Source organism: Pediococcus claussenii ATCC BAA-344 (genome assembly GCF_000237995.1).
GTDB classification, from domain to species: Bacteria; Bacillota; Bacilli; order Lactobacillales; family Lactobacillaceae; genus Pediococcus; species Pediococcus claussenii.
The window spans coordinates 59,985-73,360 of record NC_016605.1 but is presented as its reverse complement, the minus strand read 5'-3'; the positions used below and the strand labels follow the sequence as shown (position 1 = coordinate 73,360).

9 protein-coding genes, 1 tRNA gene and 2 rRNA genes are annotated in these 13,376 nt (G+C 39.5%); 2 read left to right on the top strand and 10 right to left on the bottom strand.

Going from position 1 to position 13,376, the window contains the following annotated elements:
* Window positions 1-82 precede the first annotated feature (82 nt).
* Genes PECL_RS00335 through PECL_RS00325 form a run of 3 tightly spaced genes read right to left on the bottom strand, consistent with a single transcriptional unit; the run spans window position 83 to window position 3,945 of the window.
* On the bottom strand, window positions 83-1,411 hold the full coding sequence (locus PECL_RS00335; RefSeq protein ID WP_014214599.1) for a dihydrolipoyl dehydrogenase family protein: 1,329 nt from the start codon (window positions 1,409-1,411) through the stop codon (window positions 83-85).
* 24 nt (window positions 1,412-1,435) lie between these two features.
* Window positions 1,436-2,416: an ABC transporter ATP-binding protein gene (locus PECL_RS00330; RefSeq protein WP_014214598.1), complete on the bottom strand. Its 981-nt coding sequence runs from the start codon at window positions 2,414-2,416 to the stop codon at window positions 1,436-1,438.
* Window positions 2,416-3,945 carry an ABC transporter permease/substrate-binding protein gene (locus PECL_RS00325; protein ID WP_014214597.1) on the bottom strand — a complete coding sequence of 510 codons (1,530 nt, stop codon included), beginning with the start codon at window positions 3,943-3,945 and terminating at the stop codon, window positions 2,416-2,418. Before PECL_RS00325 ends, PECL_RS00330 begins: the two co-directional genes overlap by 1 nt.
* A gap of 222 nt (window positions 3,946-4,167) precedes the next feature.
* On the opposite strand from PECL_RS00325, the gene PECL_RS00320 reads away from it, so the two are divergent.
* Together PECL_RS00320 and PECL_RS00315 are read left to right on the top strand one after the other, a co-directional pair.
* On the top strand, window positions 4,168-4,650 hold the full coding sequence (locus tag PECL_RS00320; protein ID WP_231952064.1) for a MarR family winged helix-turn-helix transcriptional regulator: 483 nt from the start codon (window positions 4,168-4,170) through the stop codon (window positions 4,648-4,650).
* A gap of 2 nt (window positions 4,651-4,652) precedes the next feature.
* The gene (locus PECL_RS00315; protein WP_014214595.1) at window positions 4,653-5,015 is read left to right on the top strand and encodes a rhodanese-like domain-containing protein; all 363 of its coding nucleotides are present in this window, start codon (window positions 4,653-4,655) and stop codon (window positions 5,013-5,015) included.
* A 312-nt stretch (window positions 5,016-5,327) separates the two neighbouring features.
* Here PECL_RS00315 and PECL_RS00310 read toward each other — a convergent pair whose 3' ends face one another.
* The 7 genes from PECL_RS00310 to PECL_RS00280 all read right to left on the bottom strand — a co-directional run bounded on the left by PECL_RS00310 (window position 5,328) and on the right by PECL_RS00280 (window position 13,174).
* Window positions 5,328-6,275 carry a quinone oxidoreductase family protein gene (locus tag PECL_RS00310; protein ID WP_014214594.1) on the bottom strand — a complete coding sequence of 316 codons (948 nt, stop codon included), beginning with the start codon at window positions 6,273-6,275 and terminating at the stop codon, window positions 5,328-5,330.
* 182 nt (window positions 6,276-6,457) lie between these two features.
* Window positions 6,458-7,693 carry a cytosine deaminase gene (gene codA, locus PECL_RS00305; RefSeq protein ID WP_014214593.1) on the bottom strand — a complete coding sequence of 412 codons (1,236 nt, stop codon included), beginning with the start codon at window positions 7,691-7,693 and terminating at the stop codon, window positions 6,458-6,460.
* Window positions 7,683-9,056, bottom strand: a complete 1,374-nt coding sequence (locus PECL_RS00300; protein WP_014214592.1) for a cytosine permease — start codon at window positions 9,054-9,056, stop codon at window positions 7,683-7,685. The genes codA and PECL_RS00300 overlap by 11 nt, the downstream gene beginning before the upstream one ends.
* 289 nt (window positions 9,057-9,345) lie before the next feature.
* On the bottom strand, window positions 9,346-9,801 hold the full coding sequence (locus PECL_RS00295; protein ID WP_014214591.1) for a GNAT family N-acetyltransferase: 456 nt from the start codon (window positions 9,799-9,801) through the stop codon (window positions 9,346-9,348).
* A 72-nt stretch (window positions 9,802-9,873) separates the two neighbouring features.
* Window positions 9,874-9,947: transfer RNA gene (locus PECL_RS00290), tRNA-Thr, on the bottom strand.
* A 95-nt stretch (window positions 9,948-10,042) separates the two neighbouring features.
* Window positions 10,043-10,159: ribosomal RNA gene (gene rrf / locus PECL_RS00285) — 5S ribosomal RNA — on the bottom strand.
* A 92-nt stretch (window positions 10,160-10,251) separates the two neighbouring features.
* A 23S ribosomal RNA gene (locus PECL_RS00280) occupies window positions 10,252-13,174 on the bottom strand.
* Between the last annotated feature and the right edge of the window lie 202 nt (window positions 13,175-13,376).

The window sequence follows — 13,376 nt, the reverse complement described above, 5'->3', positions numbered from 1 at the left end:
TAAAACTAACATATCACAAAACAGGAAATTCATGTCAACTTGTTGAATAATATCTCAGTTCATTTTTTAAAAAGTATACCCTCTATAGATACTCTAGATCACTAGCTTCCGTTGGATATGCGTATACTTCATTAGTAATATCATCCATGGTCATTTGCTTATTAATAATCATCGTTAAGTAATTGATTAATGTGTCAGCTTCCGAACTTACTACGTAACCGCCAACTATTCGATTGGTAGATTTTTCGTGTATAATTTCTGCTTCCGCAACTGGCTCATTAATTCTCCTGTACGAAAACCAATTTTTCATATCTAATTTACTAATATTAAATTGCTCTGGATTTTGCTCCGCAGTTTCAATTGATATTCCAACTTGGGCTAGCTTCGGCATTCCGTAGATAACCGTTGGAATAACTGGATAATCAATTGGTTCATCCCCACCATTTAATTCCTTCGATAAATACTTGGCTTCAAACCCAGAAACCGGGGTTAATTTAGGATGCTTTTTAGAAATAACGTCGCCAAGCGCATAGATATTTTCAACATCGGTTTGCAAATGATCATTAACAACTATTCCACCACGATCAGTTTTTACACCAATGTGATTTAAATTCAAAGTATCATCATTAGCCTGTCGTCCTGCGGTTACAAATACAGCATCAACATCTAAATTAAAATTACCATCATCACTCAATCGAAATTGCTTATCCCTATGATCAACACTAGTGACATCTATATTCAAATCAAAATGAACGCCTTTTTTCTGTAGTTGTTTAATTAGTGATTGAACACCATCAGATGGAAATTCTTTGAGCGGACGATCATTGTGATGGATTAAATGCACATCAGCTCCAGCAGCACTAGCGATCGCTGCAAATTCAAACCCAATATACCCCCCACCAATTAGTGCAATTGATTTTGGCAGTTCGTCCATTTTCAAAAAGTCTGTACTCGTTTTAAGGTGTTCCTGTCCCTTAATGCTAAGTCGTCCGGGACGTTGGCCCGTGGCAATCACGAACTGCTTACTTTTAATGATTTGATCATCAATCTGTAATTGGTGCTTATCAATAAAGGTTGCATGTCCATCGTATACAGTTATATTACTATTGACCAACCCTTCCCGACTAGATGGAGAAACATCCTTAGTAAAAGTCTTTTCAAATTGCATTAAATCTGTCCAATTAATCATGGAAGCTTGCTTAATTCCTTTTCCAACCAAATAGTCATTATGCTGTTTAGCTTCAACAGCTGCTAGTAGAACCTTTTTAGGGTCACAGCCCCGATTGGGACAAGTTCCTCCCCATAAATTTTCTTCAACGACGGCTACATTCTTGTCTTGAGCTTTTAATTGGTATGCCAAACTTAATCCACCCGGCCCAGCTCCAATAATTACAACATCAAATTCATTCATGCCATATTCTCCTTCCAAATATAATCATTTATTTTCATGGACAACATCGCTCCGCTCACCTAAGAAGCGCATAACCTCCTGGCGGTCGGTCCAACAAATCGTCTTACCCCTATTATCCTTTATTTGGACATACTGATGCTCGGATAATGCTTGAAAAACTTCGGTGAGGGTAGTGTTATTCTCTAGGACAACTACATCGTCAGAATGTGGATTATCAATATAAAATCCAGTTTTGAACAGTTTATCAATTGACGTATCAAAGACGTTTTTATTGATGGTATCCGCAAAAAATTCTTCCACAAAATCATTAGCAGGATGTTGTGCAATATTTTCTGGCGTATCAACCTGTAATAAATCACCATTACTCATAACACCAATCCTGTCACCCAACTTTAAAGCTTCATCCATATCATGGGTAACGAATACAGCAGTACTCTTAGTGCTTTCATGTAACTTTAATACCAGATCTTGTAATTGAGTTCGAACTAATGGGTCCAAAGCACTAAAGGGTTCATCATATAAAACAAGTGGTGGTTCAGCCGCAATAGCCCTCAAAATACCAATTCGTTGTTGCTCCCCGCCTGATAACTCATTAGGATAACGATCTCGGTACTGCTCCGGATCTAATTCAACCTGTTTTAACAAATCATTAATTTTTTTATCAATTTCAGTTCTGGGATACTTTTTCATTTCCGGGATCAGGGCAATATTTTGTGCAACAGTCATTGTTGGAAATAAAGCTATTTGCTGCAATACATATCCAATATCCAGTCGTAAGGAACGCAAGTCATAATCTTTAATTCGTTTCCCTTTAAATAAAATATCACCATCAGTTTGAACATAAAGTTGATTAATCATTTTAAGGGTAGTGGTTTTCCCACTTCCAGAAGTTCCAACTAGTACAAATAATTCACCTTTTTTAATCTTAAAGCTAAGATCCTTAATTGTTTCATCATTTCCAAAGTTCTTTTTTACGTGGCGAAATTCAATCATTGCGTCTGTCATTATTTTGCACCTTCCTTCAGCAAATGATGTTCAACTAAGTAGTTATGCGCAACGCTAGCCGCTGATTTCTTTTGAACATTTACTTCATAATTCATCTCACGCATTTGCTCGTCCGTAATCTTCCCTTTTAGTTGATCCAAAGCTTTCACAACTGCTGGATGCGATTTGGCAAAATCAGTCTTCATCAAAGGAGCACCTTGGTATGGTGGAAAAACATGTTTGTTATCTTTCAAGACTTTTAAATGTAACTGACGAATCTGACTATCAGTTGAGTATGCATCAGCTATATTGATATCATTTTTAGCAATTGCATCGTAGCGCAGTGATGGTTGCATGGACTTAACCGGAAAATCAAGTCCATACGCTTTTTTAATACCGATCAACCCATCTTGTCTATTAATGAATTCCAACGTCATTCCGCCATGAAGTTGATTTTCAACGTCTTTTAAATCTGAAATATTATTCAAATTATATTTTTTTGCAAAACTATCTTTGACCGCAATAGCAAATGTGTTTTGATATTGCATTGGTGGCAAATACTCCATGTTATCTTGTTCTTGTAATAACTTTCGCGCTCGGAGATACGTTTGGTTGGCACTTAAAGTTTTATGTGAAGAATCTTTTACTAAGGTTTCTAGGACCGTTCCTGTAAATTCAGGATAAATATCAATTTGGCCAGCTTTAAGAGCGTTAAAAAGAAAGCTAGTTTCACCAAAATTAGACTTTAAAATCACCTTAGTAGTTGGACTATCCTGCTGAATCAAGTCCTTATACATATTAATCAATATATCAGGCTCTGAACCAAGCTTTCCAGCAATTGTTACCTGATCCACAGGTTTTTGAACTGCCTGATAGCCGGCAACTCCACCAAATCCTAATACTAAAACACCAAGAGTTACCAAAGTAGTTCGAACTGAAACTTTTTGAAGCACGCGAACCAGCATACTTAAAATAATCGCCAATAGTGCAGAACTAATTGCTCCGATCAACGTTAGGTAAACATTGTCACGATTAATTCCAAGTAAAATGAAGTTACCTAAGCCACCAGCTCCAATCAAGGCTGCTAAAGTGGCCGTTCCAATAATTAAAACTAAAGCAGTTCTAATCCCAGAAATAATTACTGGCATAGCAATTGGTAACTCCACTCTGAAAAGCTTTTGACTTGTTTTCATTCCAAAAGCATCTGCAGCTTCTTCCAATGAAGGATCAATTTCATCAATTCCAATGTAAGTATTCTGATAAATAGGCAAAAGCGCATAAATTACTAAAGCGATAATTGCGGGAACACTTCCAATTCCGACAAACGGAATCAAAAGTCCCAGCAGTGCTAGGGACGGAATTGTTTGTAAAACACTGGTTATTTGCAGAAAAAATTCTGCTATCCTCTTATGCCTAGTTGACCAGATTGCCAAAGGCACGGCAATAATTACAGCAATTAAAAGCGAAATTATTGAAATTTCTAGGTGTTGCAACAGTGCTTGGGCCAGCGCACCACGTTGGTCCATGAAAGTTTTAATTAATTCATTCATGGTCTTCTTCTTTTTAATTTATTTTGTACAAAACAACAGTGGTTTAATTATCTCACAGACAAAAAACTTAACATAAGACTTTGCTTAAAAAGCTTACAATGATTTATCTTTGACTTATTTTATTTTGGTGTTATTATTTATATAGTTAGCCGGCTAATCATATTTAAAAGAGGTGATTTCATCGAAAACTTCAAATTTAGCGATCGACCCGATCAAGAAAGGTTGCGTACTTTAGATCATGAGTTTCCCTCGGTCGATCCTACTAAGGTCGCACTTTTCCTCGATATACAATGGACCTATCGCGAGATGCAGTCACAGTATGATGCGATATTAGCAGACCATCAACTTTCCGAATCTAAATTTATTATTTTAATGTTTTTACGACAAGCACCTAATCAACAGTTAACACCTTCAGAGATTGCAAGTAAATTAGGAGCAACCAAGGCTACTGTAACCAAACTACTAAATCGAATGAACGAAAAAGGATTAATTGAAAAACTTCATTCCTCATCCGACAAACGGTCCTTAAATATTAAGTTAACCGCAATGGGGCAATCTAAATTATCAGAGTTCTTACCATTTAATTTTGGCTCAGTTGATACTTTAATGGAAGATCTATCTGCGGACGAAGTTAATCAGTTTTCCATGCTACTGGATAAAATCAAAACAGGCACAAAAAAATTATCAGATAAAAGAGGAAAATAATTATGGATAAAAAAATAGAATGGCTCGAAACATATTTAAGTTTATATATTGGACATGATAAAGTTTTGGAAAAGATGAATGATGTAGATTCTCCCTACGTTGTTCTCGATGTAAGAAACGCGCCAGCGGCTGTTAAAAAAGACCAAATTAAAGGTGCAATTGCAATGCCTGCTAAAGATTTACCCAATCGTCTTAATGAACTTTCTAAGGACAAAATCTATGTAGTATACGATTGGACAAGTGGAACAACCTTAGGAAAAACTGCACTTTTAACCTTACTCTCGGCCGGCTTTGAGGCTTATGAATTGGCCAGTGCTTTAGAAGGTTGGAAGGGTATGAATTTACCAATCGAATCAATTATCTAGACTCTTTTTTTCAATATTAAGAACAATCTAAAATACGTTTTAACCAGTAAATAGTTATTTAACTGGTTAAAACGTATTTTTAATTATTTGATATTATAATTTCTTTTTCTACTACCGCTGATCATATAAATTCATCGTTCTACTCTATAATGATAGTGGTGTACATCGTACTAGGATATCACGAGTTAAATGATGAATATTACCCAATCGCTTCGTGTAGTTCATGCACTAACCCAAGGATTTCATGTAGCACAAAGTTATATATCAAGGATCGTTTTATTCAAGTTTGCAGGTTCTTCTCCAGCAGAAATTTTATTTACTCGTGTTGAAGACAATTCGCTTTCCTCCTTTTTTGTTCCATCCTTCTTCAAAAGAGGATAATGGTACCTCTTCAACTGCAAAATCAAAGGGATTTTCCTTTTCCGACCTTATAATCTCTTTAAAAGATTTTAAAATATCTTGAATATCTACTGATCCCTGCCCAGAACCGATTAACTGCAGCCTTACAGCTCGAAATGCAGCACCTGGAAGTGGCGCAGTTTGTCCTGCTGCAGTACCAATTGAAACCCATTTTAGATCTTGTTCATCACTACTCCGGTGAGGAATAATGGACCACATTGCTTCCGCAGTCACATCCCCCCAAAGATAATCCAAAATTATATCAACATCTTTGCCGGCATCAGCAAGGTTTTTCTTAACAATTTCTTTGTCACCTTCAAGATCAACCCAACGAGTTGCTCCAAGGGATCTCAAATTTTCTAATCGCTTCTCTCCACGACCAACCGCAATAATATCTGAGGCTCCTAAACGTTTAGCGACCTGAATTGCTACACTTCCAGCATTACCAGTTGCTCCAAGAATCATAATTTTCTGATTTCTTTTAAAATCGGCACGGTATTTTAAAGCCATCCAAGAAGACAACGCTGGATTCATAAGACCCGCAACTTTTAAACCATCAACCCTCTTGGGTATTTCAACCCAATGTCCTTTTTCCACAGCAACTTGCTCGGCAAAACTTCCATTTGCAACAAAGTAGACCTTTTTTCCGTTTGGTAGAATCCCAACCCCATCTACACCAGGGATCATTGGTAGTTTCCCCGTAGATGTATAGTGTTGTCCTGTTGCACTGGAACGAGCGCGATTAGATAAGGAAGCCCCTACTACATTAATCAAAACTTCATCTAATTTAGTTACAGGTTCAGAATATCCCATTTCAAATTTTGGCCCTTCATTAAAATCATGTACAACTACTGCCTTCATAATTATCTCCTATTTTTCTAAACATCATTTTTATATTACTGGTAATATAAAACAAATTATATTAATAATCCCTTAAAAAGTCAAATATTTATTACCAGTAATATAAAAATAAAAAAACGAACCATAATTTACCCCACTTAAATCGAAGCGTAACTTACGGCTCGCAGTCTAATTATATATATCTAAAAATTTATTTTTTTAACCTGTGGTTCAGTTTGTACCAAAATTTTACCGTTATGAATCGAATATAATAACTCTTTGCGTTCATTTAGCTCATCATAGAAATTTGAAGCATTAAAGATCAGGCAGCTGGCCGGTTTGCCCACTTCAATACCATAATGGTCCTCAATATTAAGGGTTTTGGCGGCGTTATTTGTTACAAATTGGTATGAATCTAAAATTTGGTGATATCCCATCAGTTGTGATGCATGAATACCCATATGGATTGGATCAAGCATATTGCCATCACCCATGGGATACCATGGATCTTTGATATCATCTTCTCCAAAAGAAACATTAATTAAGTTTTTATCCAGTTCCTTAACCCGTGTTAATCCCCGTCGTTTGGGATATGTATCAAATCGACCACCTAAATGCATATTAATCAGTGGGTTAGAAACCATGTTTATCTCTGAAAGTTTAAGCAACCGCATTAGTTTATAAGCATAAGCGTCATTATAAGAGCCCATCGCAGTTGTGTGGCTAGCTGTTACACGATTCTTCAGACCCGTTTCATATGCTAAAGTAGCTAATACTTCCAAATGTCTGGAGTTAGGATCATCAATTTCATCACAGTGAACATCAACTAATCGATCATATTTTTCTGCAAGTCCTACCAAATATTTCAAGGATTCAACACCGTAATCGCGATTAAACTCAAAATGAGGGATACCACCGATTACGTCGACTCCTTCGTCAACGGCAGTCTTCAAAAGCTCTTTGCCTTTGGGAAAAGATAAAATTCCTTCTTGCGGAAAAGCGACTAGTTGTAATTCCATAAAATCTTTTACTTCATCCCGAATTTCAAGTAATGCTTCTAACGCGGTAAAACTAGGATCTGTTGTATCAACATGGCTTCTGACAAATTGTAATCCATGGCTTGCCTGTTTTTTCAAGGTTTGCAAAGCCCGTTCTTTCACATCTTGTTTTGTTAATTTTTGTTTACGCGCCGCCCAAATACGAATGCCATCAAATAAAGTGCCGCTTTCATTCCATTCTGGATCCCCAGCCGTCAATGTAGCATCTAAATGAACATGTGAGTCGATAAAGGGAGGTAATAGTAGCTTACCATCTGCTTCAATAACTTCTTCATTTTGATATGGTTCAATGCTTGTTTCAATCGCTGCAAACTTGCCATCCATAATCCTAACATCTTTTTTTGAGTTTGAATTTTCTATGTAAACTTGTTTAATTAGCATATTTATTTTCCTTCTTTCCTAAACACATTGCTGTATAGTAAATCACACCTATAACGATCATCACAACAAAGGTCGCACCAGTATAATCTATAATAAACGACACCTTTTGTAGTAGTAAGTATAGGATAACCCCCGTTACCCAAAGAATAAACGCTAACCAATGTATACCGCCTCCAAACCAGTATCGTCCCTTGGAATCACCAAGCTCGGCAGGATAGTATTTTTGTTTATTAATTAAGAAAAAGTCGACAACCATAATACTAACAATCGGTCCTAAAACCATCCCCACGTAATCTAAAAATGCCGTAAATGCACTTAAGAAGCTACCATAAAACACTGGAATAAAGGTAACGATTGTTGAAAGAACCGTAACAATTAACAGTGCGCGCTTCAGGGTTATTTTGGAAAACATATTATTCAATGCCGAACCCGCCGCTTGAATATTCACAGCGTTGGCAGTCACACTAGTTAAAACGATTACCAACATAGCAATAATCCCTAATCCTAATCTATTTGCTATCGTACTAGGATCAGAATTGTTCGGATCGTATACGCCTGATGTCAAAGCAATACTAATTGTTGCGCTCAGACCGATGAAAGCAAAACCAAAAACCCCTAAGTTTGCACCAATAAAAGGTGCCGTGGTTGAAGTTCGCGCCTTATTTGTAAATCTTGTAAAATCTGCGCCAGCGGTAACCCACGCTAAATTAAAAGCTGCTAAAGTATCAATTGCCGAACCAAATTTCATTTGTGAGTGTAGAGGTACTTTCCAATTTGCAATCTGATTGAAAGATACATCACGAAAAACAACGATGGATTCCCATATCACGAAAATTATCACTAAAATAATTCCAATTCGCTCAATGATTTGAATCGATCGTTGTCCAGAAATAATACTTATTAAATGTAATCCACTCATTATCAAAATACCGACAATGAGCCCTAAGTTACCACCAGGTTGCCCGTAAACTGCCCAACCAAATAATGTGTGTAATATGTATGACATTGAAGTAGCAGCAATAAAAGTGTTGACGGCAGTCCAACCTACAAATTGCGTTAAATTAACCAAAGACGGAACGATACTACCACGAATCCCAAATGAAGCACGTGAAATTGCCATCGTTGTAACGCCGGTCTTATATCCCATATAACCAACTAATGCTAAAAATACATATGAAATACTTGAGGCGATGATCAATGCTTTGATCCCACCCCAAAATCCACATGCAGCGATGATTCCACCAACAAACCAAGTTCCGTTGTTAGCATTGGCCCCAATCCAAGTTGCAAACATGTCCCAATAGGTCATATGACGGCTTTCCATTGGAATACTTTCTACCTGATATTTGTTCTCTTTTTGCATAAAATCCTCCTGCTAGTTTTTTTACACATTTTTATAAATTATACTAGCCGTAGAATTTTATTCAAGAACTTTTTATTATTCTAGCTTTTAATGAGTAGTCTGATACAATTCTAAACCAAGGAATACGACCGAACTTTAGAGTGACTCCCCTTATCTTTTTTAGTATTCAATTAAGTTATTATCAATAAATATCTAAATCAATATCTAATTCTCTTTCTTAAATTCTCAGGCCACTTCTACAAGCCGTACAGAGAAGAACGCTTAATGATTAGACTTCTGTGATGCCTGCTTAATTGTTAAGCCTCTTTCTAAGCTTTATCATACTTTCACATCTAATTTTATTCTCAAAAATAGGCTTAGAATAATTCTTTATAAAGAAATCAGGCAGAAGACCATAGATGTGAAATCCGAGCTCTTGGTAAAGTTTTAACTGTTTAAACGATGAATTACCAGTTCCAATTAGAAGGTCTTTAATTCCTTGTTTAGCGTAATAATCTGAAACAAATTCAATTAATTTTGTTCCTAATCCTTGATGCTGTTCAGCCTCAAGAACTGCAATATTTTTTATTTCGGCACTTTCGTCGTTCAGTATTTTAACAATTATTATTCCAACTGTTGAGGTAGACTTCTTAATAATCCAAATATTGCTCTCATATATATAACTCTTAATCATTTCAAGTGATGGGTCTGCACTGAGTAACAATTCAGTTAGTTCGTCGCTAAAATGGGTTCGTTTAATCTCCATGAAAAAACTCCTAAAAATAAAAAGGCTAAAGAAATGATGTATTCATTCCCCTAACCTACGTAGTATCGATGAAGCCACTAATCGGACTTGAACCGATGACCCCTTCCTTACCATGGAAGTGCTCTACCTAGCTGAGCTATAGTGGCAATTAAGCCTTTATAGTATATCATATTTCAAGCCGTTTCGACTACCTTAACCAAAAAAAGAATCCTCTATCTTTCGATAAAGAATTCTTTAAGTTGCATGGCAACGTCCTACCCTCGCAGGAGGCGATCCTCCAACTACTCTCGGCGCTAAGAAGCTTAACTTCTGTGTTCGACATGGGTACAGGTGTATCCTTCTTGCCATCGTCACCACACTCAACGCTAACTTACGTTATCGCTTGAGAAAATCTTTGTTCTCTCAAAACTGAATAATATCTTAAATTTTCCTTCGAAAACCACCACTTACTTGGTTAAGTCCTCGACCGATTAGTATTAGTCCGCTTCATGCATCGCTGCACTTCCACTCCTAACCTATCTACCTGATCATCTTTCAGGGGTCTTACTTGCCCGAAGGCAATGGGAAATCTCATCTTGAGGCGAGTTTCACACTTAGATGCTTTCAGCGTTTATCTCATCCATACGTAGCTACCCAGCGATGCTCTTGGCAGAACAACTGGTACACCAGCGGTATGTCCATCCCGGTCCTCTCGTACTAAGGACAGCTCCTCTCAAATTTCCTACGCCCGCGACGGATAGGGACCGAACTGTCTCACGACGTTCTGAACCCAGCTCGCGTACCGCTTTAATGGGCGAACAGCCCAACCCTTGGGACCGACTACAGCCCCAGGATGCGATGAGCCGACATCGAGGTGCCAAACCTCCCCGTCGATGTGAACTCTTGGGGGAGATAAGCCTGTTATCCCCAGGGTAGCTTTTATCCGTTGAGCGATGGCCCTTCCATACGGTACCACCGGATCACTAAGCCCGACTTTCGTCCCTGCTCGACCTGTCTGTCTCGCAGTCAAGCTCCCTTCTGCCTTTACACTCTACGAATGATTTCCAACCATTCTGAGGGAACCTTTGGGCGCCTCCGTTACTCTTTAGGAGGCGACCGCCCCAGTCAAACTGCCTACCAGACACTGTCTCCCGCCACGATTAGTGGCGCGGGTTAGAGGGTTCATACAACGAGGGTAGTATCCCACCAATGCCTCCATCGAAACTAGCGTTCCGACTTCAACGGCTCCTACCTATCCTGTACAAGCTGTACAAACACTCAATATCAAGTTACAGTAAAGCTCCATGGGGTCTTTCCGTCCTGTCGCGGGTAACCCGCATCTTCACGGGTATTATAATTTCACCGAGTCTCTCGTTGAGACAGTGCCCAAATCGTTACGCCTTTCGTGCGGGTCGGAACTTACCCGACAAGGAATTTCGCTACCTTAGGACCGTTATAGTTACGGCCGCCGTTTACTGGGGCTTCAGTTCAAAGCTTCGCTTACGCTAACTCATTCCCTTAACCTTCCAGCACCGGGCAGGCGTCAGCCCCTATACGTCATCTTACGATTTTGCAGAAACCTGTGTTTTTGATAAACAGTCGTTTGGGCCTCTTCACTGCGGCTGACCTTGCGGTCAGCACCCCTTCTCCCGAAGTTACGGGGTCATTTTGCCGAGTTCCTTAACGAGAGTTCTCTCGCTCACCTTAGGATACTCTCCTCGACTACCTGTGTCGGTTTGCGGTACGGGTAATTAAACTCTAACTAGAAGCTTTTCTCGGCAGTGTGACGTCTGGAACTTCGCTACTATAATTTCGCTCCCCATCACAGCTTGTCCTTAAGAAAAAAAGCATTTGACTCTTCTTCAGACTTGCTGCTTGGACATCCGTTTCCAACTGGATGCTTTCCATAGCCTACTGCGTCCCTCCATTGTTCAAACAAGTTTAACTAGTACAGGAATATCAACCTGTTATCCATCGTCTACGCCTCTCGGCCTCGACTTAGGTCCCGACTAACCCTGGGTGGACGAGCCTTCCCCAGGAAACCTTAGTCATTCGGTGGATAGGATTCTCACCTATCTTTCGCTACTCATACCGGCATTCTCACTTCTAAGCGCTCCAACAGTCCTCACGGTCTGCCTTCATTGCCCTTAGAACGCTCTCCTATCACGTCACCTATTGGTGACATCCGCAGTCTCGGTAATATGTTTAAGCCCCGGTACATTTTCGGCGCAGAATCACTCGACTAGTGAGCTATTACGCACTCTTTAAATGGTGGCTGCTTCTGAGCCAACATCCTAGTTGTCTATGCAACTCCACATCCTTTTCCACTTAACATATATTTAGGGACCTTAACTGGCGGTCTGGGCTGTTCCCCTTTCGACGATGGAACTTATCTCTCACCGTCTGACTCCCGGACATAAATCAATGGCATTCGGAGTTTATCTGAATTCGGTAACCCGTGACGGGCCCCTAGTCCAAACAGTGGCTCTACCTCCATGATCCTAATTCCGAGGCTAGCCCTAAAGCTATTTCGGAGAGAACCAGCTATCTCCAAGTTCGTTTGGAATTTCACCGCTACCCACACCTCATCTCAGCACTTTTCAACGTACACGAGTTCGGTCCTCCAGTGCGTTTTACCGCACCTTCAACCTGGACATGGGTAGGTCACTTGGTTTCGGGTCTACATCCGCATACTTATTCGCCCTCTTCAGACTCGCTTTCGCTGTGGCTCCGTCTCTTCAACTTAACCTGGCATACGAACGTAACTCGCCGGTTCATTCTACAAAAGGCACGCCATCACCCATTAACGGGCTCTGACTTATTGTAGGCACATGGTTTCAAGAACTATTTCACTCCCCTTCCGGGGTGCTTTTCACCTTTCCCTCACGGTACTGGTTCACTATCGGTCACTAGGGAGTATTTAGCCTTGGGAGATGGTCCTCCCGGATTCCGACGGAATTTCACGTGCTCCGCCGTACTCAGGATCCTGAACTGAGGGAGCTTGATTTAGTTTACGGGGCTATCACCCTCTTTGGCGAGCCTTCCCAGACTCCTCAACTATCAAACTCTTTGGTAACTCAAATGTTCAGTCCTACAACCCCAGAAAGCAAGCTTTCTGGTTTGGGCTTTTCCCGTTTCGCTCGCCGCTACTCAGGGAATCGATTTTTCTTTCTCTTCCTGCGGGTACTGAGATGTTTCAGTTCCCCACGTCTACCTTCACACATCCTATGTATTCAGATGTGGATAACAAGCGGTAAAGCTTGCTGGGTTGCCCCATTCGGAAATCCCCGGATCAAAGCTTACGTACAGCTCCCCGAGGCATATCGGTGTTAGTCCCGTCCTTCATCGGCTCCTAGTACCAAGGCATTCACCATGCGCCCTTCCTAACTTAACCTATACTTTGCCGACGGCAAAGTGGTTTATGAGTTTAATTCTAGCGATTAATTGAACTAATCTTGTTAATATAACTCTTTAAATTACGCGGTGGTTTTCTCGGTTTAATTATTTACATAATTAATATTAGAAAATTTAGATATTATTCAGTTTTCAAAGAACAAATTGAGAGTAGACCTCTCAAAACTAAACAAAACTTTGAC

Coding starts and splice junctions, on each gene's coding strand:
- PECL_RS00335 (WP_014214599.1), bottom strand. CDS start 1,411: ATGAATGAATTTGATGTTGTAATTATTGGAGCTGGGCCGGGTGGATTA.
- PECL_RS00330 (WP_014214598.1), bottom strand. CDS start 2,416: ATGACAGACGCAATGATTGAATTTCGCCACGTAAAAAAGAACTTTGGA.
- PECL_RS00325 (WP_014214597.1), bottom strand. CDS start 3,945: ATGAATGAATTAATTAAAACTTTCATGGACCAACGTGGTGCGCTGGCC.
- PECL_RS00315 (WP_014214595.1), top strand. CDS start 4,653: ATGGATAAAAAAATAGAATGGCTCGAAACATATTTAAGTTTATATATT.
- PECL_RS00310 (WP_014214594.1), bottom strand. CDS start 6,275: ATGAAGGCAGTAGTTGTACATGATTTTAATGAAGGGCCAAAATTTGAA.
- codA (WP_014214593.1), bottom strand. CDS start 7,693: ATGCTAATTAAACAAGTTTACATAGAAAATTCAAACTCAAAAAAAGAT.
- PECL_RS00300 (WP_014214592.1), bottom strand. CDS start 9,056: ATGCAAAAAGAGAACAAATATCAGGTAGAAAGTATTCCAATGGAAAGC.
- PECL_RS00295 (WP_014214591.1), bottom strand. CDS start 9,801: ATGGAGATTAAACGAACCCATTTTAGCGACGAACTAACTGAATTGTTA.